Consider the following 26,082-nt stretch of genomic DNA (forward strand, 5'->3'; position numbering starts at 1 on the left):
GGGCGCAGCATCTCCTTCTGGTTGCGGAGTATTGCTGCCGTTCCAGCTGAAGTTTCCCGCTCGCTGAACGGCAGCTATGGACGTTTGTTCGACGAAAGCACCGGCTGTCTTGCTCCTCCCCAGCTATCCGCGGAACAAGATGCGGCTAGATCGTCAAAGCGTCTTTTGCTATCGACGTTACCCTTGGTCGAAACACGTGCTCGCTCAATACTCGGCCTCCAGGAGGCGAAGATAGCGGGGCGTTACGGGTTCATAGTTCGACGCGGACAGCCAGGCGCGCCCACCAGTGGCATTTGCGGCAGCGTAAGCCCATGCCGCGACGCGATTCGCTGTGATCCTGTCATTTGCCAGGCCCGCTAAAACGCCGATTTCGTTGAGTGCATCAGACGGTTGTGGTGAAAATAGCGATCGACGATTCGGTTAGAGTGGCGGGCTGACCAATTTGAGGGCCCGCGATGAGCAAACTGAAGAATCTGGACGGGCTGTTCGCTGGCCGTCACTTTGACCGTGACGTGATCATTCTTTGCGTGCGCTGGTATCTGCGCTACAAACTCAGCCTGCGCGATTTCGTCGAGATGATGGCTGAGCGAGGGTTGTCGCTTGCTCACACGACGATCCTGCGTTGGGTGCGGCGCTATACGCCCGAGTTCGTCAAGCGCTGGAACCACTTCGCCATGTCTGCGGGGCGGTCTTGGCGGGTTGACGAGACGTATCTCAAGATCCGGGGGTGAATGGGTTTATCTATATCGAGCGGTGGATCGGAGCGGCCAGACGGTAGACTTCATGCTCAGGGCAAAGCGCGATGTGGCTGCGGCAAAAGCCTTTTTCAGCAAGGCTATCAAGCATCAGAGGCGGCCACCGGAGACGCTCACGCTCGATGGGTATGCCGCGTCGCATCGAGCCGTGCGTGAGATGAAAATTGACGGCCTGCTTCCCGAGGACACGAAGGTGCGCTCCTCGAAGTACCTCAACAATCTGATCGAACAGGACCATCGCCACATCAAGTCCAGAACGAACGTGATGCTCGGGTTCAAACGATTCAGAAGTGCAGCGACCACGATTTCAGGCATCGAGTTGATGCATCGCATTCGCAAGGGGCAATTCGACCTATCCGCTATCGCGCGTGAGGACATCACTGCTTCCTCTGTCTGGAGTGCTGTCCTTTTCACTCGATAAGGTATCCATATTTATACGATGGATCGCAGACTTGCCATCTATTTGCACCAGATCCCCATGCATCTGGTTGATCGTTCTCGTACGGTCCCGCACCATCGATTCACGTACGCGGTGCGGTTGTTTCTCGATAGCGGAGTGGGCGAATAATGATCTAGTTAATCAGGATTCGTTATTTTGCAAGCGAGTAAAATTGCTCAGCGACGCTGCGACTATTATCTCCCTTCACCTGACCTTTGCGGATCATGTGCATGATCTCGATACCGGAGAGGATGATACGCGCACATCGGAAATCCTTGAAACCCATCATCGACCAGGACCATCGCGCGATCAAGCGACGCACGCGTCCCATGCTGGAGTTCAAGACTTTTCGGTGCGCCCGGATCCTCTCTGGCCGGCATTGAAGTGATGCACATGATCGAGAAAGGACAGATGAAGCGTGCTCGCGGACCTGGATTCTGGCTCAAAGAGGGAATGCGCCTCCAGGCGCACCGTCACGACCGTCCATTTGCGGACCGTGCAGCGCACTGGACGAAGCCGAGTGGGCATCAGAATCGGTCGTGGCCGTAATGCAAGTGTAATTCTCCGTCACGAAAGCATCATTTGTTTCCAAACCGGTTTTGGACTAGAATCCAAACCGGTTTGGAAGTGCTACTCCTACCTTTCCCACACTCACTGTGACATGGGGTTCGAATGCAAAATTTAAATTTCTCTCGTTCACGATTTATGCGCAAACGTTTGACGGCTGGGCTCGCTGCGGTTTGTGCAGTCGGCGCCTTGCCGGTTCATGCACAAACTTCGTCAGCGGGATCGGGTTTCCCCGCTCCAACTGCGCATACACAGCAGGCCTACGATCCCGAGGCCAACTTCACGATGCGCTGGACGCGAGCGGACATCCGGCAGATCCTCGCACAGTCCCATACTGGGGATCTACGCCGGAACCCCAGAAAATTCCGTCGTTCCACATTGTGAACATTAATCGGCTTATTCCAGCCGAAGAATGTTGGAGCGACGTCCGGTGAGTGACATGACGGTCTCGGTCACACGGACCATCAGGACCGTTACGCGGGGCCCAGTTCGATTACATTGTGGGACAGGTCGAGACAATCTTCGCAGTCCCGGCAAACCCAGTGCAGCATCGGCCCGACCGGATCTGGATGGTCGCTGAACGTTGTCAGCGCCGCGTCGTACTGAGCATCGGACGTGCTCGAGCGCAGTATCCGCTCGAGATTAGACTCGATGCTGTCCAGGCTGCATTCACCGATGCCGGACTTGAACACCGTCACACCGCCTGACGGGTTGACCGCGAAGAAGAAAAACGCCTTCGTGTCGACCATGTGCGACAGGATTGTCCTGGCGATGAAGTTGCTCGGATTGATCAGCGCATTGAAGATGCGGTAGCCGTAAAACTCTAAGCCGAAGTGTACGACCTCGAAGTCGTCGGTGCCGCGTATCGAGTGGCCAAAGTTGAAACCGCTGCGTGTTACGTCGTTCGGAATGTCATCCACCGGCCGCAGTGCCAGGCAAGCATAGTGCGTCTGGCCCTCGGCCACGAGTCCCATCGCAAAGCAGGGCGCGCGCTCGGCCAGCAAGGCCTCGACAAAATTCCGGTTCATGCGGAGCGTTGGCAGCATCGGGCATCCTTCATCGTGAATCAAATCAACATTTGCCGACCTGGCTGTGCGGTGCGTCGACGTCGAACATCAAAGGCTATACATCGTCGAGCTCGAACAGCGCGCGATCGGCGGGCCGCGACAGATAATCGTCCATCATCGCGCGGAAATCGGCTTCATCCCACTCGCCGCGATCGACACGCCGCAGCAACGCCTCGCCGGCCAGCATGATCTTTCGCTCGCGATCCGCGCGCGTTTGCTTGACCTGCTGGCGCTGCGCCTTAGCTGCCGCTTTGCGGGCTGTTTTCAGCTCCTGCAGCTTTTCGTCTGTCGCATCGAGACGACGTTTCAGCATGTTCATTCTGGCGTCCTGTTCGAAGAAGCGGTTTGCGCGGGAAACCGGCGCGCCGGCGTGCGCCGGTTCGTTACATTCGCGCCGTACTGTCGCGCCCAGGTGCGTACCGAGGGAGCGATATCGACTAACGTCGGCGGCATGTTCGGCAACACATCCATCGTCCAGCCACCCAGCCGCTTTGGCGCAATATACGCCGGTCGCCAGCTGCCGTCGGCCAGGATATCGATCACGAACAGCGACGTGCCGACGCTCAGTCGCCAGGTGTTGACCACGGCTGGGGGTAAAGGATTACCTGGTTGTGGCATCGTATTCCACCGTAACAGGAATAAGGGATTCCAAGCCAGAACCGCCGAAAATTCGATCACTCCAATTCGAGCCCTGCAATGAGCGCGTCCAGGTCGATTTTGTTGTCGCTTTGAAAAGTGTAGTGCCCGTTCAAAAGGATATGCCGCCAGGCTGCCGGTGATATCTGCGTAAGCCGCGCCAGCGCCTTGGCGTTGCCACTGGCCTCCCATTTCGTCAGTAGATGCGACAGAATCGCCGAGTTGTAAAAAATGATGACGTTGGCGATCAGCCGGGCGCACTGGTTGCTGATCTCGATTTCGATGTCGGTGCGGCCGGTCAATTCCTTCTTGCCGCCGACCTGGGCGATGGTCGAACGAAGCTGATGGTAAGACTCGAGGCGGTTTTGGGAGCGATGCACGTTTCGCTCGAGCTGCGGGTCGCGCAGGTAACGCAACGTGTAGATGGTACGAATGAGCTTATCGAACTCAAAAATCGCGCGACGTGTCGGGTTTTCCTGCGAGTACGTACATAGTTTGCGGATCAGCGAGCCCTGCGTGATCTCTTTGAGGCCCAGCGTGGCGACGATCTGATCGATATTTGTCTTCTCACTGGTGATGAGCTGCCGATCGATTTGTCCGATCGGCTGAATCAGGCATTTCTCGTACAGCGCCGGGTCGTCGATACAATACAATTCCTGCAACTGGTCATCGAGGTTTGTGAAGCGAGGCTCGAAGCGCAACCCGAACCAATACAGGATAGCGAAGTTGGCTTTGTTGATGCTGTGCATGTCGCCGGTGATCGCAGTCGGCACTATATCCGACGTGTTGCGATACCAGATGTCGAACACGTGATGCGCCTCGTACTCGTGCGCGCCGATTAGGTAGCCGTTCAACGGGACATGATTGCACAGCAGCGTGTAGGCGACGACGCCTTTGCCTCGTCCGAAGTATTTGCGCGAGTAACGCGCCTTCACGGTCGGTCGCTCGACGCCGAATTTCTGCCCATCGACGGCGCTGTACAGCGCATCGAGATCGAACGAGTAGTACGGGAAGATCGGCAGCGCGGCGATGGCGTTGCTGATGCAGTCGTTGGCCGCATGCAGCGTCGCCTGACGCAGATACTGCTGGTAGGTGCTATCCAGAACGTGGTACGGAATGTCGCTGGTGCGCGCCATGACATGGTTGCCATGGTTCATTGCCTGAGCGATGATAACCGCCATCAGGCTATCGGCGTCCGCTACCTTCTTCGCGTAGCGCGGCTGCAATGGCGTCAGCGCCGACAGGAACTGGCACTGGCCGTTGACGAAGCGGAACACGTCGGCAACATCGCAGAATGGCAGTTGCTCGTAGAATGCCTGCTCACGCACCTTCTGGTTCTCGGTTTTCGGTTTGCGCCAAATCAGCTTCTGCGTATCCTTGTCGTATTCCAGGTGCGTAAGCTTGCCCTGTTTCAGCTCTCGGTTGAAGGCCAGCCATTGTGCATGCAACTCGGCCGCTAACGCATCGAGTTGGGCATCGATTGGCTGCTGCAGGAACGGGATCTCCATCTGCGCCAGCGCGTCGGCCTTCTCGTTCATCGAAACAAGCTCGTCGGAGAAGTGACGATGTTGCAGACTGTCGTCGAGATAGATCTCTCCCGACTGGAAGCGCTTCCGGATCTGGCGGTACAACCAGAATTCGTAGCGATCGGCGTGCAAACCGGTCGGCTGACCATCAGCGCCGAAGATCAGCAGGTACGGTCGCAGGCGCTTCGGCAGCGTGGCCGCGGGACATTCGGCGAGCGGTCGTTGTGACAGGCGCTGCTGTTTGGCGAAGGCCCCCTTGACCCAAGCCAGCGCCGCGAGCCACGGGTTGTCTGGGGAGGTGCCGACGAAGTCGAGCTCGACGTACAAGGGGCGCAGGTGACGGCGAATACGTTTGGCTAGGCCGTCCACCGCCAACCAGTGTAGTGCCAGTTGACTCAGCGGCTTGACCGTCATGCGTTGCGCCGTGTTTTGTAGCACATCTTTGGCCATGATTTTATAGGCGCGCTGACGCACCTCGCCGAACGGCGTCGGATCGGCTACGCTGTCGTCCACATAGAGCGACAACAGGCGGCCGATCTGCGGCGTTTCCCGATGGCGTTTTACTTGCTCGGCGATGAGTGACTGTTTCGCGCCCGCGCTGCTTTCTTCCTCGAGCTGCTTCATGTGGAAGGCCATCGCATCGACCAGGTTGTCGGTGAGCTGTCGGAAGCGCACCCAGGCGTAACACAGCAGGTAGAGCTGCGCCTGATCCGCCTTCAGGTTGCGCAGGTCGTGGACGGTATAGAAGTTCGCCAGGCTTGCGTAGTACAGCACGTTCTGCTGCGAGATATCCAGCCGGGGCAGCAGCGTCCTGGCGATTTCGTGCAACGGCTGCAGCGTGCCGCGCTTTTCGCGTTCGCGGACCATCTGACGCCAGCCGAAATTCTTGGCATCCTGTTTCAGCGCCGCCAGTTTCGACAGAGTATCATCGCGCACCAGAAGTTGGTCTAGCGCGGTTTGGGTCAATTCGTCCAATACGCCGGTGAGCAGGTCGCCCAGCCGCCGACGTTCGACGGACAGGGCTTCGCTGACTAGCTCTTGCAAGGTCGTGTAGCCGGGCCGGATCATCTTGTGCTCATTGAGCCACACGATGAGCTCGGCGGCGACGAATCCCGGTGTCACGTCGCGACGTACGATCTGCGCGGCCTGCTGCATGAGTTGCGGCAGGAAGGCGGCCACCCACGGTCGATAGCCGTACAGTTCAGCGATCTGTTCGCGCTGGGCGTAGTACTCGTGCCGGGTGATCGGCTTGCGTTCGAACGGCTCGCCGTGGAAATAGCGGCTCAACACGAAATCGTAATCGTCCTCAACCTCGTCCCAATCGAAGCGGAAGAAGGCGTGCTTGGACTTGAAGTAGCCAATCTGCAAGATGCAATAGACCTGCGCGGGTATGGAGGGCCGGCTACTGGCGAGCGCCAGTTCGGATTCGGTCAATGCCAGGTATTCCAGCCGCTGCGCATCGTCGAAATCAGGCAGGCCATACAGGGCTTCCTGTTCGGCGTCGGAAAAGACGCTGAGCAGCTTATTCTTGTTGATCATCGACCATCCTCTCCACGCAACGTCAGATCCTTCAATTTTGTGATATCACGACATGGGGTACGACAGAAATATTGAACTCCCGCATTCTACAGAGATAAGCTTTATTATCTCTGTGGCATTGTTTCCATATTAAACTCGATGACATGAAAACGCGCCCCACGAGCCCGTCCGCCGCCGACATCCCGACCGACTTTCCTGATGCTGATGCACTGGCAGCGCTGCGTGCCTGGTACGAGGGCGCATCCTCGCGTGAGGCGGCACACCGGTACATGCAAGATCGGCTCAGCCACAGCCAGTCAGCCCGCGGCGTCATCGGCCAGATCCGCCGGCAACTGGCACTTTATGCCCGTAACCGACAGCGGGCAGATCTGGCCACGCTGTTCGAATGCCCGGCCCAAAAGCGTATGCATCATGCGCGCGCCACCACGCAGGCTGTCGAGCTACTGCGCATCATGCCTGCGCCAGCTCCGCAGATCGGCGACGACATTGCGCACTGGCTGCCGAATCGCGCTGCCCGCACCCTGCACGCGGCCGGCATCCGGACCCTGGCCGATCTCACGGTACGGATTCCGCGTCGCCGGCAGTGGTGGACCGTCATTCCGGGTCTCGGGCCGGCCAGTGCAAGAAGGATCGAGGCCTTCTTTGCCGCGTACCCGGCGCTCACGGAGCGGGCCCGCGCACTGATCATCGCGGATCGGCAGTCAGTCGTGACGCCTTGGGAGCAACTACGGCTACCGCACGAGATCGACGGATCCGCCGGCGCCTTCCGCGCACCGGTGTCGGCCTGCATCCTCGGCGTCGACAACGATTACGACGCTATCCAGGCATGGCTCGCGTTGCACGAATCCCCGGCCACGCAGCGGGCCTACCGCAAGGAAGCCGAACGGCTGATTCTCTGGGGCATCGTTGCTCGCGGCAAGGCGCTGTCTTCGCTGACCACCCGGGATGCCACCGACTACAGGGCGTTTCTGCGCAGACCTACACCGCGAGAACGCTGGGTCGGGCCACCGCGGCCGCGCACATCAACGGACTGGCGCCCGTTTGTCGACAACCTCTCGGCCCGTTCGATTGCGCATGCGCTTGCCGTGCTCAGCGCCATGTTCCGCTGGCTGGTCGAGCAGCGCTACGTCGTGGCCAACCCATTCTCCGGCATCAAGGTACGCGGCAGCAAGCGCGCCATGGCTCTTGAAACCTCGCACGCTTTCACCGAAGGAGAATGGATGCTGACGCGCACCATCGCCAACGGGCTCGAGTGGTCGTACGGCTGGCAGGCGCCCGCTGCGCAACGGTTGCGGTTCATGCTGGATTTCGGCTACGCAACGGGACTGCGGATCAGCGAACTGGCTGACGCCACACTGCGCAGCATCGAAGTCGACGCAGCCGGTGATCACTGGCTGCACGTGGTCGGCAAGGGCGGCAAGCCAGCCCGCGTTACCCTGACACCCCTAGCGCGCACAGCGCTGGACCGATATCTGCAGGAGCGGGGGCTTCCTGTCAGCCGTGCTCACTGGAATCCGACCACGTCCCTGATTGGCAGCCTTGACGACGCCGATGCCGGCATCAAGCCCTTGCGGCTGTGGGAAGTCATGCGCCGGTTTTTTCGGCTCGTCGCGCAGATTATCAAGAACGACCATCCGGTGCTGGCTGAAAAGCTGCATCGGGCCTCTCCGCACTGGATGCGGCACACCCATGCGACCCACGCGATCGCCAGAGGGGTTGAGCTGAGCGCCGTACGAGATAACCTGCGTCACGCGTCGATTTCGACCACGTCGATTTACTTGCATACCGACGATGTAAAGCGGGCACGGCAGTTCGGGCAGGCATTTACCGACTGAGTTACTCGCTCGGCACGTCAGGCAACAAACCGATTGACGTTCACAATGTGGAATGACGGAATTTTCTGGGGTTCCGGCGTAGAACCCCATACTGCGACGGCCGTGGACAAGAATTCGCTGCCGCAGGCGCTGACGATGCCTGATATTGCGCAGGACTTCCCGTTGATCAACCCGAACGTATGGGTGTGGGATACGTGGCCGCTTGCGGACGTTCACGCGCACCAGTTGAGTTACAAGGGCTGGGAAGTAATCTACTCGCTAACTGCGGACCCTCATGCCGGTTATACCTTCGACGACCGGCATGTACATGCGCGCATCGGCTTCTTCTATCGCCGCGCAGGCATACCCGCGTCGCAACGACCAGCAAACGGAGGATGGATCTGGGGCGGCCATCTGTTTCCGGACGGTGCGAGCGCGAAAGTATTCGGCACGGCGCCTATGACCAACAACGCTGAATGGTCGGGGTCTGCGCGCTTTACTGGGGGCGACAACGTGAGCCTTTACTACACGGCGCTGTCCTTCAATCGCTCGGCACCCGGTGGATCGGACATTACGCCGCCGATCGCGATCATCACCCGAGCGGATGGCCACATACATGCAGACGACAAGCACGTCTGGTTCACCGGGTTTGACGATCACAAGCCACTGCTGCAGCCCGATGGGGTGATGTACCAGACCGGCCAGCAGAATGACTACTTCTCCTTCCGCGATCCGTTCGTCTTCACCGATCCGGCACATCCAGGCAAGACGTATATGGTGTTTGAAGGCAACACGGGCGGCCCACGTGGCGCGCGCACCTGTACTCAAGCTGATCTTGGTTACGCGCCCAACGACCCGTACGGCGAAGACCTGAACACGGTGATGAACAGGGGCGCCGTTTACCAGAAGGCAAACGTGGGCCTCGCGGTCGCGACCGACAAGCAGCTAACCGAGTGGAAGTTCCTTCCGCCAATCCTCTCGGCGAACTGTGGGGACGACCAGACCGAGCGGCCGCAGATCTACATGAAGGACGGCAAATACTATCTGTTCACGATCAGCCATCGTGCGACCATGGCGGCTGGAGTGGACGGACCGGACGGCGTGTATGGATTCGTCGGCAACGGTATCCGCAGCGACTTCGAGCCGCTAAACAAGGGCAGTGGCCTTGTCCTCGGCAACCCGACCGACTTTAGCGCACCGGTGGGCGCACCCTATGCCGAGGATCCGAACCAGAATCCGCGTGCATTCCAGTCTTACTCGCACTACGTGATGCCAGGCGGCCTTGTCGAATCGTTCATCGACGCCATTGGGGCACGCCGTGGCGGCACGCTCGCTCCGACTGTGAAGGTGAACATCAGCGGCACTTCGACGGCAGTCGATCGCTCGTACGGCACGGGTGGTCTAGGCGGCTACGGAGATATCCCGGCGGACATGCCTGCTGTGGGCGATGGCCACGGTGAAGACGGCAACTCGAATCATTGAGGCCACAAGGCGGCAGCATGCATCCAACGATCTGCGGGCTGTGCTGCCGCCATCCGCCAGGGCTGAGCAACCGCTCAAGCCCAACATTGGGAGCGCAACAATGGTCTACTGGATAGCGAAATTGTCCACACACCTCGGGCCTTCATATCTCGCAATAGCCGATGAAATCGAAAAGGCTATTCGCGACGGGGCCCTCAAGAGCGGAAGCCGTCTACCGTCGCAACGCCTGCTCGCGGATTTTCTCGGTCTACATGTGAATACGGTCAACCGTGCCATGCGCGAGACCGCTCGTCGCGGACTCACGGCCGGCGCTACCCGCAGGGGCACCGTCGTTCTAGCACGTTCGCCCTAAGCAGCGCGCCGCGTTTCGCATATCGCATCACTGCGGCGCGCGAGAACAATGTTGCATGCTGCGTAATCGCGGGGAGACCACCCTGAACCAGCAAAGCGATGCCACGCCGTTGCGCTCGAAGAGGCCAACCAACAGCGCGAACATGCGATGGGCGGCGGGGAGATTAACTTTCAGTACACAAGAGGCCGCTTAGAGCGGACCACGACCGGAACACGGTCAATTTCAGTGGCTGCCTTCGTTCGTTGTAGCACGGTGGTGCGCGTGCACACTGCGCGTAGTGCTCACTTACCAAGGAGCGAACTTGATGCTTACCTTCGTGGACATCGATGAATTGTGTGGCCGCACTCTGCGCGTGTGGTTGCGTTGGTTTTTCGGCGCTCTTGTCGCCACAGTGGTGACAGCTGTGCCGCTTTGCGCAGCGGGGGCGGTGCAGGGCACACCACAGTGGCGTCCCGCGCTGCACTACTCGCCGCAACGCAACTGGATGAACGATCCAAACGGCCTTGTCTACTACAAGGGGATCTATCACCTGTTCTATCAGTACAACCCGAACGGGAATGTCTGGGGCAACATGTCGTGGGGTCATGCAACCAGCCGCGACCTGCTTCATTGGACGGAGCAGCCGGTCGCGCTCGACGCGAACCATACGGAGGAGGTGTTCTCTGGCTCCATCGTGCTCGATACCGACAACACGTCCGGCCTCGGCACGGCGGCGAAGCCACCGCTCGTTGCGCTCTATACGTCGGCGTACAAGGCAGGGTCCGGCCATAAGCCGGGCGTGCAGGCGCAATCGCTTGCCTGGAGCACCGACGCAGGCGAGACCTGGCAACGCTATGCACACAATCCGGTGCTTACACTCGACCCGGAGTCGAGCCATTTCCGCGACCCGAAGGTGTTTTGGTACGCACCCGGCGGCTACTGGTTGATGTGCGCCGTCGTTGCTGACGCGAATGTCGTAAAGTTTTACCGCTCAAACAACTTGATCGATTGGACGTTTCTCAGCGACTTCACTCTCCCGGACATTCCGCATAGCGGCGCGTTGTGGGAGATGCCGGACCTGTTCCCCTTGGCACTAGACGGTAACCCCGCGAACGAGAAATGGGTCATGCTGGTCAATGTGAATCCTTGGTCGATCGCTGGCGGTTCGGGGGCGATGTACTTCGTCGGCGATTTCGACGGCACGCGCTTTGTACCTGTGAACGTCGCGCCGGCGGGCTCCGACCCGGCTCGCTTCCAGTGGCTCGATCACGGCGCGGACTATTACGCTGCTGGGACTTTCTCGAATGCACCGGGCGGCAAGACCGTGGGGGTCGGATGGATGAGCAACTGGGACTACGCGAACGATGTGCCGACTTCGCCGTGGCGCGGGGCCATGGCGCTGCCGCGAGAACTCTCGCTGGCGACAGTCGACGGCCATCCGCAACTGGTTTTCGCGCCTGTCCGATCGTATGCATCGCTAGTGGAGCAGAGCCCGGCGACGCGTCTCGGAACCATCGATGTTGTATGGTCGACTAGGGCCTTACCCGCAACAACGAACGGAGTTATTCAGGATATCAAACTCACAATCGAGCCAGGCGACGCCAGCCGTGCCGGTCTGGTCGTTCGCGGCTCGGCGGAGGGCGAGACGGGCACGCGGATTATCTACGATACACGTGCGCAAACGCTCACGGTTGACCGTTCGCACTCGGGCGACACGTCGTTTTCGCGCGCCTACAGCGCGCAGCACATCGTGAACTTGCCTCTGCATGACGGCAGGTTGTACCTGCATATCATGGTCGATCGTGCGTCGGTTGAAGTATTCGTCGATCATGGTCGGTATGTCGTCACGGACGCCATCTTCCCTGCGCCTACGGACAACCGGCTGAGCCTCTTTGCCGAAGGCGGCGACGCTACGTTTAGAGATATTGTCGTGACCGATCTTTCGCACTCGCACTAAGGCCTGTTTTGCGCGGGACCTGGTGTGTCGCGCATTGCTTTCTGGGCTTTGATTAAGTCGCCGTTATGCAGCCGACCCGTTGATTGTCTGGGACTATCCTCTGATTCGTTCGCTGGCCGTGAGATTGGAGGCGATATGCGATGTCAAGCGGATCCCAGTGCGCGCAGAAAGTGACGCTGATACTCCACGTGCTGGATAGTCAGCATTTCCAGGAGAGGACAGGTTATCCACTCCGTGAGGGTCCGACCGAGGACAGAGAACTCGCTGCGAACCAGTCAGAGCGGCTGGAAGACTTCTTTGTGCCCGCTGGGATTGGCTCTGCAAACTTGACCAACGTTATCGTGTTGAGCCATTGGCCGGCCATAGGTTGCCGCTCGCCCATGCGACGAGCCCGCGTTGGCGGCACTATATGCTTAAGTTCGTTGAGCGCTAGAACCACTTCGCCATGTTTGCGGGACATTGCTGGAGATACGCTTCTGTGTACAAGAGGCACGCGCCGAGGCGACATTGCCGCCCGGTCTTGCGTTGTATGGCGTTGCGGATGTGAATGTACAGATTAGCCCCCCAAGGGACCGTCCGTGTCACCAGGTTCCAGGTGTGGCGAACACAGCCGATGCGCTGGCGGTTTCTGCCCATCGATCGCGGCGGCGATTAGTTCGGCGAGGGCATGGCCCGATTCTTGGCCGGTAGGCTGCGTAACTGATGTGACAGTGAATGGAGCGGCGATATCGGCGGGCACCCCATCGTAGACAATCAAGGAGACATCTTTGCCTGGTTTGTGCCCACTATCCAACAGCGCACGCAACGCGCCCACACCGGCGAGATTGTTGTCAACCAGAATGGCGGTGGGCGGATTGGCGCTCGATAGCAACGTGCGCACAGCCTCATAGCCGCTATTGCGCTCGAAAGCATTTTCCTTCATGAGCGCGCGCAACGGCTTGATTCCCGCCTTGCGCAAAGCGGCGAGATAGCCTGCGCGGCGTTGGGACGCAAAGGTCAGTGATAGCGGCGCGCCTACGAGGGCAATACGCCGATGACCGAAATCAATGAGTCGTTGCGTAGCAGCGTAGGCGCCAGCTTCATTGTCAAAGTCAAACCAGAAGTAAGGACGCTCCGTGCTCGTGCGTCCGTAGGCGACAAACGGGAAGTCACGTTCATGCAAAAACGCGATGCGCGAATCCTCAACAAGCGTCCGTGCGATTATGAAGCCATCGACCTGACGGTTGTCGACAAGCCTGCGGTAAGTCTCGAGTTCAGCGTTAGCGCGGGCAGACACGATGACGAGGTCCAGGTCGCCCAGTCCCTCTGTAATGCCGGCGATCACTTCGCAAAAGCGCGGGTCGCCGAGATCTCCAGCGGAGAACGGGTAGACGATACCGACTGCGTTGGCACGTCCCGTTGCGAGCTTTCGGGCCGTTGCATCCGCTTGATAGCTCATCGCCCGGGCGGCTGCGACGACCCGTGCACGGGTGGCTTCGCTAACATCGTCATAACCATTGAGCGCGCGGCTTACCGTTGTCTTTGAGAGGCCTAGAGAACTGGCCAATGCCTTCAGGCTGGTTTTCATGCTGGGCTTGCTTTCTTCTTCAGGCCAGGGATCAATCTTTCGATGATACTGCGATTGTGATTGGGTAACGATTTTTCGCGACGGGCTGGAGTGAGGCAAGGCAGTTCGTCGCCTTTGTCGAGGAAGAGTTTAGCGTAAGAGGTACACGGGGTGATTCTTGACTGCTGGCGAGTGAGAATTGACGGTCTGGCCAATGAGTTCCGAAGCGCACACAGGTATTTCTCTCATCCTTCGACCCAATCCGGCTGCATTTTCGCGTTGCCCAGACATTGGACGACCGCAGTCGACCGGACGCCACAGCAGATACGGCACGCCGCACATCGGCCAGGCATATGGGGTTGAGGCGTTCTCCTTACGCGAGGCGGCCCGAAACGTCGGGGTGTCAGCAAATGCGGCTTATCGTCATTTCGAGGACAAAGACGCGCTCCTGAGTGCGGTTGCGTCGAGTTGATTCGCCGGTTCTGGTGCAAATAGGTAAGCGGGTTGAGAAAAGCCATATTGGCAGGATACCTTATCTATCGGACACGACCGCAGTCCATACGGCGGGCGCAGCGGCATCCTTGAGATCGAGCTTCGCGAGATCGAACTGCCCCTTGCGAATTCGATGCGTCAACTCGATGCCTGAAATCGTGGTCGCGGCGCTCCTGAATCGCTTGAATCCAAGCATCACGTTCGTTCTGGATTTGATGTGGCGATGGTCCTGCTCGATCAGGTTGTTCAGATATTTTGAGGAGCGGACCTTCGTGTCTTCAGGCAACAGACCATCGGTCTTCATTTCGCGCACCGCGCGGTGCGAGGCAGCATAGCATAGTCAATATGACTCCCCGTGGGGCGGAGAGGCTGGCCTGCCGCGAAGGAATCAAACACGGGCTAGCATGACTGCCAGAGCCGCATGGTGTGGACAGGGCCACACCCGGCGGTTTCCGAGGCGGAGGCCAGCATGGAAAACGATAGCACGGTATACGCCGGACTGGATGTGCACAAGGAGTCGATCACGGTCGCTTACGCGATCGGAATGGGCGACGTCGAACTGTTAGGCAAGATCGGGACGACGAAGGCGGATATCGATCGCCTGTGCAGGCGCCTGCAATCGAAGGCGCGACGTATCTCCATCGTCTATGAGGCGGGTCCGTGCGGCTACGGACTTTACCGTCAGCTCCTGCAGAAGGGATTCGACTGCATGGTGTGCGCGCCGTCGCTGATTCCCAAAAAGCCCGGTGAGCGTGTCAAGACCGACCGCCGCGATGCGATCAAGCTCGTGCGCGCGCTACGCGCCAGGGATCTCTCGGCGGTATATGTGCCCGGCGTGGAGGACGAAGCCTTCCGCGATCTGGCCCGCGCGTGGGTCAGCGCCAAGGACGATCTCAAGCGTGCCCGACAACGGCTGAAGGCCTTTCTCCTCTCGCATGGCGTGCGCTATACCGGCTGCGCTGACTGGGGCCCGGCGCACCGGCGCTGGCTGAGCACACATGCTTTCGAGAGTGCGTGGCAGCAATTGGTGTTCGAGGAACAGCGGCGCGCGATCGAGGACCGGCTCGCGCAATGTGACCGGCTGGAATTCGCGCTGCGTGAGGCGGTCGGCAACTGGCGCTTCTATCCGGTCGTCCTGGGCCTTCAGGCAATGCGCGGCGTACAGTTCACCACTGCCGTGGGCATGATCGCCGAACTGGGAGATCTCTCACGCTTCGTGCACCCACGCCAGCTGATGGCCTGGCTGGGGGTGACGCCCTCCGAACACTCGTCGGGCGGGAAGCGCCGGCTGGGCAGCATCACGAAGAACGGCAACAGCTATGCGCGAAAGCTGCTCGTCGAAGCGGCCTGGAGCTACCAGCACCCGGCCCGTGTGAGCCGCGAGATCCAGCGCCGGCACGAGGGCATCCCGAAGCCCATTGTCGATCGGGCCTGGGACGCGCAAGTGCGCCTGTGCCAGCGCTACCGGAGGCTCGTCGCAAGGGGCAAGGAGAAGAACATCGCCGTGGTCGCGATCGCCCGCGAACTGGCGGGGTTCATCTGGGACATCAGCCAGCTCGCGATGTCGCTGGCCATGCCACGCGAGGTGTCAACAGCATGACACGCACGTGAGCAACCAATAACGACGGAGGGGAACACGAGTTTCCTGAAGGCGGCGTAGCCCGGCACAACCCGCGAGATGGTTAAGCAATCGATCTCATCGGACTTGCGGTCATAGATAGCGGCAGGCTCATTGGACGGACCACTGGAATGCGGTACCCAACCCGCGGATATCAGCGTGATTCACCGTCGAGACTTACTGCTACGTCGCCCTCAGGAAACTCGAACAACATGTCTTTAGCGAAAGCGAAAAAACGATCTCTTGTTGACACGGGGAGTCATATCAGCCATCGAGCGTGATGGTCTCTGGCGATTGGCCCTGACGCCTGATCGCCTTGCTGAAAAAGGCTTTGGCGGCGTCCACGTCGCGCCTCGCCCTGAGCATGAAGTCCACCGTCTGGCCAGCCCGATCGACCGCCCGGTACAGGTAGACCCACCTGCCTCGAATCTTCAGGTAGGTCTCATCGACGCGCCATGAGCGACCCGCAGGGATTGCGAAGCGGTTCCAGCGTTTGACGAACTCGGGCGTATAACGCCTCACCCAGCGCATGATCGTGGTGTGAGCCAGCGACAAACCCCGCTCGGCCATCATCTCGACCAGATCGCGCAGGCTGAACTTGTAGCGCAGGTACCAGCGAACACACAGAACGATGATCTCCCGATCAAAATGGCGTCCACCGAACAACCCCTCCAGACTCTTCAGCTTGCTCATCGCGGGGCATCAGTTCGTTTTGTTCCGACAACTCTAACCCATTCGCCGGCCCTTATTTGCACCAGAACCTTGGTGCAGAACTGGGGTGGAGCAGGCGCGATCGAGGCTACCGTCCGCACAGTTGAACCGGGCGCTTTCACGAAGATTTCGGCCTTGGGGGTAGAAGAACAGCGCGTGAATATCGTTGCGGACCTGAGCCGAAGACCGGAATCGTTGATAGACGGCTATCGTGTGGAAGGAAGAATCGTCATATGGGAGCGAGCCGACACATTGAAGTTGCCGGTCAGCGCGCTATTCCGGACAGAAGGGAAGTGGACGGTGTTCGCGATCGAACACGGTCGAGCCAGGCTTCGGCAAGTGGAAAATGGGCCGCGAAACGCGGAAGAGGCGGCGCTTCTCAATGGGCTATCGGATCAAGCGGTGGTCGTTCTTTATCCACCAAGTACGCTTATGGACAATGCCCGTGTCGAAGTCTCCGTCGCAAGACATGGTGTTGCGGATCGTTAGTTCTGGAATACCGCTGGCTCAAATGGTGGCGTGACGAGTGGGGACGTCCAGCGGGGAAATCTCACTGAGCGCCCGTTCCCCGCAATGACCAGCTATTGCGTCGCGTGCGGCGTCGCGTAGGACCGCAGCCGCTTTCATGTCTTCTCCTGATGGCTGCAGAGCGGGGAGCACGGTGACCGTCACGTCGGCTCGCGTTGGCAACCACTGTCCATCCGGAAGCACAACACGGGCGCCTGCGATTGCGACCGGCACGACCGGGCAGTGCGATGCACAGGCCACCACGAAGGCGCCGAGACGAAACTGCCGCAGCCCCGCGGATCTGACGAATGTTCCTTCTGGAAAGAGCAGCAGCGAGGTTCCAGACGTCGCGTGCTTCACCAGTTCGCGCTCGTCCTCGGTCATGCGCTGATAGTCGACGCGCTCGACGAAGCGCGTGCCGATTGCACGAAGGAGGGGACCCATCAGCCATCCGTCGGCCAGCTCACGTTTCGCGACCATGCCGATCGGCATGGGGATGGCCGCCAGCAGCACCAGGCCGTCAAGATAGCTCGCGTGATTCGCAACGAAGATGGCCGGCCGCGCTCTGTCGATGAGATCGACTCCGCGTACCGTCATGCGAATACCTGCGAGCTTCAGGGCGAGGCGTGCTGCGCGCGATGCAATCGTCCAGTTTCGCCCGGTGTCCGGATGACACAGGATCATCAACGTTGTCGGTATGGCAATCAGAATTACGATCAACCAGCACCATGCGCCGTAGGCGGCGTGCGTGGCGGCGGCCCGAATTCGTCGGGCAATCGGCCATACGGTGTTCACGCCGATGTCGAGCCACTGAAGCCACGCGGGGCGCGGCAGGAGATTGCCGCGATTGCGCAGGTACAAATCCAGTGTGGCCGCGTGGCGAATCTTGCCACTCGACGTCTTAAGAATGCTATGCGGCGGGACCAGAGCGACTTCTTCTGGCGGAGCGCCCAGCAGGGCCACGGAGGCTTCGTTAATGCCAGTGCGTATTGCCGCGAGTTCCTCGGGTGCGGTTTCGCGAGTCTCCGCAATCACGATCAGGCGGTCGGTGCCCGTCTCGACGTCAGGCGTTCCACACACTGCGACACAACCGTTGCGCACGTGAGGCAGATGCCCGACCGCGGCTTCCAGTTCATACGGGAAGAAGTGACGGCCAGCCCGAATCACCAGATCCTTCACGCGGCCCGTGATGAACAGATCTTCGTCGTTCATGTATCCTAGATCGCCGGTATCGAGCCAGCCGTCATGAATCAACCGCGCGGTCAGCGCCGGGTTCTGAAAATACCCACCGGTCGCGGACGGACTTCGGAATTCAATTCTGCCAATCGTTCTTTCGGATACCTCATTGCCCCCGGCGTCAACGATACGGATCTGGTTGCCGGGTAACGCGTGTCCGCATGAAACCAGTTCGAGTACGTCATCGGGCGACTCCGCTTGTGCTGCACGCTGCGAGTCCGCCAGCCGGCCACGACTGATATTGTCTGTCCGTACCCCTCGGCCGGGCTCCGAAAACGTCAGTCCAAGCGTGTTTTCCGCCAGACCGTAGACGGGGTTCAGTGCGTTCTCCCTGAAACCATGGCCGGCGAAGCGTGACGCGAATGCTCGCATGGTTGACGCGCTGACGGGTTCCGCGCCGCAGAATGCGAGGCGCAGCGAAGACAGATCGACGCCTTCGAGGTCGGCGTCGTCGATCCGGCGCGTGCATCGCTCGTAGGCGAAGTTGGGCGCTGCCGTAATGGTGGCATGGTAACGGCCGATCGCCTGCAACCAGCGCGCTGGGCGTGCGAGGAACGTCAGCGGGGACATCAGAATCAGCGGGATGCCAAAGTAGAGCGTACCGAACCATGCTCCGATCAAGCCCATGTCGTGGTACAGGGGGAGCCAGCTTGCGAAGACGTCGTGTGCCTCGATCCTGGCAGTCTGTCCCATTGCCCGGATATTGGCGAGCAGGTTGGCGTGGGTGAGCACCACGCCTTTTGGCGCGCCAGTACTGCCGGAAGTGTACTGAAGCAACGCGACGTCTTCCGGGAGCGAGACGTACCGTTCATTGTCCGATTCGCCCATGAGTTGATGCATTGCGACGATCTCACGTAACACCGGAATCCGGGCCTTGGCCAGAAGGCTTGCTCCGAGCGCATGGGAGGGCACGATCATCACGCGCGCACGCGCATCCGAGAGAATGGCCGCGTGGCGCCTCAAGTGATCGTCGATCCGCGCCGACTGCACTGGCGGATACACCGGCACGACGATTGCGCCGATCAGCATGATGCCCGCAAAGCACGCGAAATAGTCGCTGCCTGTGGGCAGCATCAGTGCGACGGTATCTCCGGGATTGACGCCGAGCCGGCGCAGCCCGCGCGATACCCGCAGGGCGGCCTCGTACAGCCCCGCATACGTCATCGTATGTGACGACGCGACTTCGTCGAGAAACACGATGTGAGTGTGCTCGGGTCGTCGGGACACGTGCCACTGCAGTGCGTCGACCAAGGTTTGTGCGTCAATCGGCAGGTCCAGCGCATCGCCCGGCGCTGGAAGCTCGACCGTGCCGATAGCGCCCTCAGATCGCCCGGATACTTCTCCTTCGAGTGCACGCAGTAAATCGGCGGGCGTCGTCGCCTGCCCGAATGATGCAAGCGGAAAATGCACGTCGAGCGTGTCCTCGATGCGGGTCAGCAGTTCTGCACGCGCAAGACTGTCCAGGCCAAGATCTCGTTCGAACTGGCTCCTCAACGTGACGTCCCGTGGCTTGTGTCCCGCTGGACTCATCTCCGCGGCGAAAGCGCCGACTATCTCGAGCAACTGCTGCGCGTGGACCGATGAACGGCGTGTAAGGTCATCACTCATATCACTTGACCGCTTCAGTGTCGGGATGCCAGCAGGGGCGCGAGAGCGAGAAGAACACTTCAGGTCCTTCAAGTCAGCGCGCGTCGGAGTACCTTGCCGAGCTGGTTCAGAGGCAGGGTGCCGCGGAACTCGATGAACCGGGGGATCTTGTAGGCGCTCAAATTGGCCCGGCAGTGCTGCAGGACGATTTCGGCAGTCATATCCTTCGAGGTTGGGACGACGAACAGCTTCACGGCCTGTCCGGTCCGTTCGTCCGGCACTCCGACTACCGCTGCGGCGCTGACGCCCGGAAGCGCGGACACCACGGCCTCGACTTCCGAGGGATAGACCTTGAAACCGGACACGATCACCACGTCTTTCTTGCGATCGACCAGCACGAGCGTGTGGGCGGGTGTGAGGTACCCAACGTCCCCCGTGCGAAGCCAGCCATCAATCGAGATGACCTCGTCGGTCTCCGCGGGGTTCATCCAGTAGCCGCGCATGACCTGAGGACCTCGGACCCACACTTCCCCGATCACACCCGCGTCGACCGGCGCATTGGCGTCATCGCGGATGCTGAGTTCGGTTAAAGGCAACGGATAACCCACTGATCCCGAGAAGTGCTTCGCATTGATCGGATTGGCACAGACGACCGGCGATGCTTCGGTCAGCCCATACCCTTCGATGAGCGGTACTCCCGTTGCTGTCTGCCATCGAGCTGCGACGCCAGCCTGAATCGGTGAGCCGCCGCCGATCACGAGGGTGAGGCGAGACCAGTCCACCGTCTTGAAACGTGGTGCGGCGAGAAGGGCATTGAAGAGCGTATTTACACCTAACAGGGCGGTGGGCCGCGTGCGGCGCAGCGTTCTTATGAGCCCGGCGAGATCGTGCGGATCGGTTATGAGAACATTGTGCGCGCCGATTTCGACAAACGTCAGCAGGCTGGCGGTCAACGCGAATATATGAAAGAGCGGTAGCGGCGTGAGAATGATCTGATGCGCGGAACAGAACGACTCACCAAGCCATGCGCAAATCTGCGCAACGTTCGAACTGAGGTTGCGGTGCGTGAGCATTGCGCACTTCGGCGTGCCCGTCGTTCCTCCGGTGTATTGCAGCAGTGCAACATCGTCGAGGCCGGCCGGGGGGAGATGTCGCTCGTTCGAGTCACGGCGCGAAAGAGTGGCTCTGAATGTCCGGTATTGCCTTTTAGTCGGTGGAATCGAGTGACGTACAACGCGCTGCAGAAAGTCGATCGCGGTGCGCGTGTGCAGCGGTAGCAGATCGCCCGCCGCGACGGATATGACCGCTTTCGCGAGCTTCGCATCAAGGATTTCGTCCAGTTTGCAGGCAAAATTCTCTAATACGACGATCGCTGAAACCGCCGCCGTGTCGAGCTGGATTTGAATCTCACGGGCTGTGGCCAGCGGGTTGACGTTGACGACAACGAGCCCAGCGTCGAGCACGCCATAGAAGGCCACGACATAGGGTAGGCCGTTCGGCAGGATGAGTGCCACGCGATCGAGGGACTCGAGCTTCAGTTCGTTGACCAGGAAGGCGGAAAAGCGGTGTACATAATGGGCGATGTCCCGGTATTCGAGAGTGTGCCTGAACGAGCTGAATGCGGGGCGTCCAGCGTAACGCGTGCATGCCGCCTCGAACATTTCCGGCAAGGTTCGAACGCTTCTCGCATCGATAGCTGTGACAGGCGGCTCGCAGGAGGGGATGTCCACTGCGTTGGGGCAGTTCATGGTCGATCGAGCCTTTACCGGATTGGGGCAGACGCGCGGACAACGAGATCTGCGCACTTAAAGACTACGTGTGTCCATCCAGCCCGGCAGACGTTCTCCTCTTGCGAAGGCGTGGACGAAGACAGACTGGGCCGGGAATGAGTAGCTCGCCCGGCCGCATCAAGAGACCAAGGAGTGCGGTGTTCCTCAACGTATTTCCTCTAGCACGTGATTCGTGTCGCTATGGATCGAGCATACGGTTCGTTTGCGATGGTAAATTGACGTGCATCAAGGCTACGGGACAGCCGCTTGCATTGATTCCGGTAGAGAGCTGCATTACGTCGGCGGTCCTGTCTGCGCGATCGGAACCTATGGGGGCGAACGACAATGCGAGGCATGAAGTGCCCTGTTCAGATATCGTCGAATAACAGCGATAGCCGCAGCCGAGAGCTTGATCTGGATCAAGGTGGAGGATGAGTCGGGGAATAGAGTGATTTGTGGCATTGTCAAAGGCCGTCGATCCGGATAGCGGTCGTCGACTCGGAACGGTAACCGACGGACTTGTTGAGGAACTGCTGTCGCCGAATATCGGTGGCGCCTTTGAGATGTTTCTGGGCACCTTTGAACCTGGCGCCGTCCTCGCGGAAGCGACATTGCGCGATACCGAGGAAGAAGGGTATCTGGTAAAGGGTGAGCTCGAAGTCTGGATTGGGGACAATGCGTTCAAACTGGCTGCGGGCGATAGCTTCCGTATCGCACACGAGCCGTTCCGTTGGGCAAACCATGGCGACACGGAAGCAGTCGTGGTCTGGGTAATTTCGCCGCCGGCGTACTGATCGCCTAATTGACCGTTCGAGCTCTACGGTCTCGGTCGGGCATGTTTCGAGTCGGAGCGCCAAACTCGTAGCTAGAGCACGGGCAGTTCGCGTCAAGATAAAATGCTGGACTACCAAGGACCTCGTTTCTTGCCGCAGATTGTTCTTGCGGGGCGGCCAGGTTATCTCGATTGCCACGCTCGCGTAGCAGCCGGGATGCGTGTTGAATTGCGTGCCTGCGATTCCAGCCGGGATGAGATCCTCAACGTCGTTGACGACAACTTGATGAGAGGTGCTCTAATTGAAATGCGCCCGCATCTTTCAAACGACGGCTGCGTGAGGGTTGCAACGGCGCTAGTTCCGCACAATGGCATTCGTGCGGCGCGGGTGACCATCTCCGATTCTTATATGGATCCTGGTTTGAAGGCACGGCCAGTGCATAGCGACCGCTGCACTGTGCTTCTGACGCCATGGGGTAAGGGTGTTCTCATGGGACCGCGCCGTGATCCCGCTCTCCGCGAATTTATCGAATAACCGGCATCGTTGTGACAACGCGACGCGGGATGCAAACTAGCCGAACAACAGAGAGGCGCCACGTTGGTTGGCACATTTACGCGTTGTGCCCGGGCGGTTGCACGCACCCGGGCGCCAAGTGCATCGGCTGATTTCGCTTATATCGACCAGGTTCCACGATGCCGATCACCTGCTGTCGTCTGATCTGAAGATAAAGAGCCAGCCCCAGGGCTAGCCACCGCCATGAGGTCGCAGGACGCAATTGCACCCCTGCCGGTGTGAAAGCGTAGCTGGGGTGCAGTCTCTTTTTATATCCTGATGCAAATTACCTGGCCACGGGCATCGTGAATTTCGCACCCTTTTCGGTGCTTTCCGGCCAGCGCTGCATGATCGACTTCTGCTTCGTGTAGAAGCGCACGCCTTCTTCGCCGTACGCGTGCATGTCGCCGAACAGGCTGCGCTTCCAGCCGCCGAAGCCGTGCCATGCCATCGGCACCGGAATCGGCACGTTGATGCCCACCATGCCCACTTCGATCTGGCGGCCGAACTCGCGTGCCACGTTGCCGTCGCGCGTGAAGCAGGCCACGCCGTTGCCGAATTCGTGATCGTTGATCAGTTGCACCGCTTCGGCGAAGTCCTTCACGCGCACGCAGGCCAGCACCGGACCGAAGATTTCTTCCTTGTAGATGCGCATCTCGGGCGTGACGTGGTCGAACAGTGTGCCGCCGGTGAAGAAGCCGTTTTCGTGACCCGGCACCTTGTGGCCGCGGCCGTCCACCACCAGCGTCGCGCCTTCTTCGACGCCGCTCGCGATATAGCCTTCGATGCGCTCCAGCGCCTGGCGCGTGACGATCGGGCCCATTTCGGCATCGGCTTCCATGCCGTTCTTGATGACGAGGCGCTTCGCGCGCTCGGCCAGCAACGGCACGACCTTGTCGGCCACGTCGCCCACCAGCACTGCGACCGAGATTGCCATGCAGCGTTCGCCCGCCGAGCCGTAACCGGCGCCGATCAGCGCGTCTACGGTCTTCTCGATGTCGGCATCGGGCATCACGACCATGTGGTTCTTCGCGCCGCCCAATGCCTGCACGCGCTTGCCGTGTTTTGCCCCCGTCTCGTAGATATAGTTCGCGATAGGCGTGGAGCCCACGAAGCTCACGGCCTTCACGTCGCGATGCGCGAGCAGCGCGTCAACTACGACCTTGTCTCCCTGCACGACGTTGAACACGCCGTCCGGCAGACCGGCTTCCTTGAGCAGGCGTGCCATGAACAGCGACGCCGAAGGGTCGCGCTCGCTCGGCTTGAGCACGAACGTGCAGCCCGCGGCCAGCGCGACCGGGAACATCCAGCACGGCACCATGCACGGGAAGTTGAACGGCGTGATCCCGGCCACGACGCCCAGCGGCTGGCGCACGGTCCAGTTGTCCATGCCGGTGGAGACCTGCTCCGTGTAATCGCCCTTGAGGAGTTGCGGGATGCCACAAGCGAATTCGATGACGTCGATACCGCGAGCGACTTCGCCCTGCGCATCGGTAAAGACCTTGCCGTGCTCGGCCGTAATGATCGCCGCGAGTTCGTCGGCGTGACGGTTCATCAGTTCGAGAAAGCGCAGCATGACGCGCGCGCGGCGAATCGGCGGCGTGTCGCGCCAGGCCGGGAACGCGGCTTTCGCGCTGGCCACGGCGGCGTCGACGTCGGCGGCTTCGCCCAGCACCAGGCGGCGCGCGGTGGCGCCCGTGGCCGGATTGAACACCGGCTGGGTACGGTCGCCCGTGCCGCGCTCGGTCTCGCCGCCAATGAAGTGGACCACGTCTGCAATATCAGTGTAGGTCTGCATCTCATCTCCTCAATAGGTTGAACACTGGTAACTGGTACTCAGTGTACGGAGGCCCCTGCCTGCGGGAAAGATGCCTGGACTTAATTGATTGTTTTCATACGCAAACAATCATTGTTATAAATCATGGACGATAGCCGGACCAGCAATGATTGTTGGCAACGCTGGGAGGGAAAGGAAGAGGCAAGTGCGTCGGAATGTGAGTAGAGGCACGCATGAATGACATCGGTGTCAAGCAGACGCTTGTACAACGCCGCTACCCCGACGCTGGTTCAGCGTGCCGCGCGAGAGATCGCCCAAAATGTGGCGAAGCATGCTGTTATGTAATACGGTGCCGGCGCATCAGTCCCCGCTTCTGAAATTTCAATTTTGTTGGTTATATTGATTGCGCGAGTCGGTGAACATTCCCGTTGATGAAATCACCGCAAGGGTATGGCATTCGGCAGACATATTCTGCGGCGTATATCCGCGCCTCATCCTGGAGACAGTAAGACGAGACCGAGCGTCGTTGACGGCTTCGGTTTTGTTGGAATCGGCATTTGTCGTGAAACGCGGATCCTCGCGAGGGCATGCCGAGGGTGCCGGTCAGGTTGCAGATGCAGAATCTAGCTAACAGCTCCGCCGAAACGTCGGGTTGTGAAGATTGACTCTTCTATCTTTCCGTGACTTTCGGCATTCCGCACATCGAAGGTGTGCGAGTGCCTTTGAAACCATCTCTCATGGACAGGACATCAAGGGTTAGCACTTCATGAGGGGCATCTTTTTATTTTTAGCTGCCGGTGTAGTTGCGAATAGGTCCCGCGAGTTCAAGGGCAGGTACGTATCCTGTGTTTTTGCCGAAAGCGCGACGCATCCATTTGTACGTGACGATGCTCACACAACCGATGCTGATTGAAGCCAGAAACCTGCGGAGGTGCCGAATAGCAGAATTTTTGCTCCATAACGTTTTACTGGCGCGAAACCACTGCGCTTGCGGCGGTTCCGGCTGCAAGGTCTGCTCGCCTTTCTGGGGATTCCCGGTGACCTGCTGGGAATCGCTTGTAGCCGACTGATGACGGAGGCGATAATTTGAACCCCCGGATCGATGGCCTTGTCGGATGTTCGATACGTGACTGAGTGCGCTTTCGGCCAAAGCAAAGGCACGAATATCAAACGCGCGACGCGCGCTGACAAGCCACAACGGGTTCCAGTCCCGAGGTGGTTGCTTGTGTGAACCAATAGTTTCACATAAATTTAATGGTCGAACTTTAAATAAGGATTGCGAAGGTGTTTCGTGTTTAGCTTCTTGAGCCGTGACAGTGCACATGTCATCCATGCTGAGCACATTTTCGTCACATCAAGACGTCTCTGATCCGCCGCGAAGGAGAGGCGCTGCTCGCGCGG

At 59.6% G+C, this 26,082-nt stretch carries 19 protein-coding genes and 5 pseudogenes; 12 read left to right on the forward strand and 12 right to left on the reverse strand.

Going from position 1 to position 26,082, the window contains the following annotated elements; all coding sequences use genetic code 11:
• The first annotated feature begins 455 nt into the window (after nt 1–455).
• Nucleotides 456–1,176, forward strand: a protein-coding gene (locus tag P5W98_RS26520) for an IS6 family transposase (RefSeq protein WP_421027719.1) whose coding sequence is annotated in 2 segments (ribosomal slippage) — nt 456–722 and nt 724–1,176 — 720 coding nt in all. Because the reading frame shifts where the segments join, the coding sequence is not laid out codon by codon here.
• A gap of 169 nt (nt 1,177–1,345) precedes the next feature.
• On the opposite strand, the gene P5W98_RS26525 is transcribed toward P5W98_RS26520, so the two are convergent.
• Complete coding sequence (locus P5W98_RS26525) at nt 1,346–1,537, reverse strand: hypothetical protein (protein ID WP_421028058.1); 192 nt, start codon at nt 1,535–1,537, stop codon at nt 1,346–1,348.
• Between P5W98_RS26525 and P5W98_RS26530 the strand changes: the two are divergent.
• Nucleotides 1,479–1,611 (forward strand): annotated as a pseudogene (locus P5W98_RS26530) (DDE-type integrase/transposase/recombinase); the annotation flags it as partial. The gene P5W98_RS26525 and the pseudogene P5W98_RS26530 sit on opposite strands and share 59 nt — an antisense overlap.
• A 288-nt stretch (nt 1,612–1,899) precedes the next feature.
• Nucleotides 1,900–2,115 (forward strand): annotated as a pseudogene (locus P5W98_RS26535) (glycoside hydrolase family 68 protein); the annotation flags it as partial.
• Between the two features lie 119 nt (nt 2,116–2,234).
• Here P5W98_RS26535 and P5W98_RS26540 read toward each other — a convergent pair.
• The 4 genes from P5W98_RS26540 to P5W98_RS26555 form a co-directional block, all read right to left on the reverse strand.
• Entirely contained in the window at nt 2,235–2,807 is a 573-nt protein-coding gene (locus tag P5W98_RS26540; protein ID WP_007180433.1) for a hypothetical protein, read from the reverse strand.
• Between the two features lie 76 nt (nt 2,808–2,883).
• Nucleotides 2,884–3,147, reverse strand: a complete 264-nt coding sequence (locus tag P5W98_RS26545; protein WP_007180432.1) for a hypothetical protein — start codon at nt 3,145–3,147, stop codon at nt 2,884–2,886.
• On the reverse strand, nt 3,144–3,506 hold the full coding sequence (locus tag P5W98_RS26550; RefSeq protein WP_156903410.1) for a hypothetical protein: 363 nt from the start codon (nt 3,504–3,506) through the stop codon (nt 3,144–3,146). Before P5W98_RS26550 ends, P5W98_RS26545 begins: the two co-directional genes overlap by 4 nt.
• Nucleotides 3,503–6,529, reverse strand: coding sequence for a Tn3 family transposase (locus tag P5W98_RS26555; protein ID WP_007181927.1), 3,027 nt, complete (start codon nt 6,527–6,529; stop codon nt 3,503–3,505). Before P5W98_RS26555 ends, P5W98_RS26550 begins: the two co-directional genes overlap by 4 nt.
• A gap of 143 nt (nt 6,530–6,672) precedes the next feature.
• Here P5W98_RS26555 and P5W98_RS26560 point away from each other — a divergent pair, with 143 nt between their 5' ends.
• The 4 genes and pseudogenes from P5W98_RS26560 (at nt 6,673) to P5W98_RS26575 (ending at nt 12,113) form a co-directional block, all read left to right on the forward strand.
• Nucleotides 6,673–8,364: a site-specific integrase gene (locus tag P5W98_RS26560; protein ID WP_007180429.1), complete on the forward strand. Its 1,692-nt coding sequence runs from the start codon at nt 6,673–6,675 to the stop codon at nt 8,362–8,364.
• 81 nt (nt 8,365–8,445) lie between these two features.
• Nucleotides 8,446–9,825: pseudogene (locus P5W98_RS26565) on the forward strand (glycoside hydrolase family 68 protein); the annotation flags it as partial.
• Nucleotides 9,826–9,925: 100 nt separating this feature from the next.
• Nucleotides 9,926–10,177, forward strand: a complete 252-nt coding sequence (locus P5W98_RS26570) for a GntR family transcriptional regulator (RefSeq protein ID WP_421027721.1) — start codon at nt 9,926–9,928, stop codon at nt 10,175–10,177.
• A gap of 304 nt (nt 10,178–10,481) precedes the next feature.
• Nucleotides 10,482–12,113 carry a glycoside hydrolase family 32 protein gene (locus P5W98_RS26575; RefSeq protein WP_421027722.1) on the forward strand — a complete coding sequence of 544 codons (1,632 nt, stop codon included), beginning with the start codon at nt 10,482–10,484 and terminating at the stop codon, nt 12,111–12,113.
• Between the two features lie 556 nt (nt 12,114–12,669).
• Here the strand turns inward: P5W98_RS26575 and P5W98_RS26580 are convergent.
• Nucleotides 12,670–13,680, reverse strand: coding sequence for a substrate-binding domain-containing protein (locus P5W98_RS26580; protein WP_421027723.1), 1,011 nt, complete (start codon nt 13,678–13,680; stop codon nt 12,670–12,672).
• Nucleotides 13,681–13,873: 193 nt separating this feature from the next.
• Between P5W98_RS26580 and P5W98_RS26585 the strand changes: the two genes are divergently transcribed.
• Entirely contained in the window at nt 13,874–14,131 is a 258-nt protein-coding gene (locus P5W98_RS26585) for a TetR/AcrR family transcriptional regulator (protein WP_421027724.1), read from the forward strand.
• Nucleotides 14,132–14,191: 60 nt separating this feature from the next.
• Here P5W98_RS26585 and P5W98_RS26590 read toward each other — a convergent pair.
• Nucleotides 14,192–14,422 (reverse strand): annotated as a pseudogene (locus P5W98_RS26590) (DDE-type integrase/transposase/recombinase); the annotation flags it as partial.
• Nucleotides 14,423–14,620: 198 nt separating this feature from the next.
• Here P5W98_RS26590 and P5W98_RS26595 point away from each other — a divergent pair.
• Complete coding sequence (locus tag P5W98_RS26595; protein WP_421027725.1) at nt 14,621–15,751, forward strand: IS110 family transposase; 1,131 nt, start codon at nt 14,621–14,623, stop codon at nt 15,749–15,751.
• 285 nt (nt 15,752–16,036) lie between these two features.
• On the opposite strand, the pseudogene P5W98_RS26600 reads toward P5W98_RS26595, so the two are convergent.
• Nucleotides 16,037–16,462: pseudogene (locus tag P5W98_RS26600) on the reverse strand (IS6 family transposase); the annotation flags it as partial.
• A gap of 69 nt (nt 16,463–16,531) precedes the next feature.
• On the opposite strand from P5W98_RS26600, the gene P5W98_RS26605 reads away from it, so the two are divergent.
• Entirely contained in the window at nt 16,532–16,969 is a 438-nt protein-coding gene (locus P5W98_RS26605; RefSeq protein WP_421073382.1) for a hypothetical protein, read from the forward strand.
• 18 nt (nt 16,970–16,987) lie between these two features.
• On the opposite strand, the gene P5W98_RS26610 is transcribed toward P5W98_RS26605, so the two are convergent.
• Nucleotides 16,988–19,831, reverse strand: a complete 2,844-nt coding sequence (locus P5W98_RS26610; RefSeq protein WP_421027727.1) for an AMP-binding protein — start codon at nt 19,829–19,831, stop codon at nt 16,988–16,990.
• 68 nt (nt 19,832–19,899) lie between these two features.
• On the reverse strand, nt 19,900–21,558 hold the full coding sequence (locus tag P5W98_RS26615; protein ID WP_421027728.1) for an AMP-binding protein: 1,659 nt from the start codon (nt 21,556–21,558) through the stop codon (nt 19,900–19,902).
• Between the two features lie 476 nt (nt 21,559–22,034).
• On the opposite strand from P5W98_RS26615, the gene P5W98_RS26620 reads away from it, so the two are divergent.
• Both P5W98_RS26620 and P5W98_RS26625 read left to right on the forward strand, forming a co-directional pair.
• Nucleotides 22,035–22,373 carry a cupin domain-containing protein gene (locus P5W98_RS26620; protein ID WP_421027729.1) on the forward strand — a complete coding sequence of 113 codons (339 nt, stop codon included), beginning with the start codon at nt 22,035–22,037 and terminating at the stop codon, nt 22,371–22,373.
• 102 nt (nt 22,374–22,475) lie between these two features.
• Complete coding sequence (locus P5W98_RS26625; RefSeq protein WP_421027730.1) at nt 22,476–22,886, forward strand: hypothetical protein; 411 nt, start codon at nt 22,476–22,478, stop codon at nt 22,884–22,886.
• Nucleotides 22,887–23,190: 304 nt separating this feature from the next.
• On the opposite strand, the gene P5W98_RS26630 is transcribed toward P5W98_RS26625, so the two are convergent.
• Entirely contained in the window at nt 23,191–24,702 is a 1,512-nt protein-coding gene (locus tag P5W98_RS26630; protein WP_421027731.1) for a CoA-acylating methylmalonate-semialdehyde dehydrogenase, read from the reverse strand.
• Between the two features lie 766 nt (nt 24,703–25,468).
• Complete coding sequence (locus P5W98_RS26635; protein WP_421027732.1) at nt 25,469–26,014, reverse strand: hypothetical protein; 546 nt, start codon at nt 26,012–26,014, stop codon at nt 25,469–25,471.
• Nucleotides 26,015–26,082: the final 68 nt, after the last annotated feature.

The sequence above is a fragment of the Paraburkholderia sp. A1BS-2L genome (genome assembly GCF_051125205.1).
GTDB lineage: Bacteria > Pseudomonadota > Gammaproteobacteria > Burkholderiales > Burkholderiaceae > Paraburkholderia.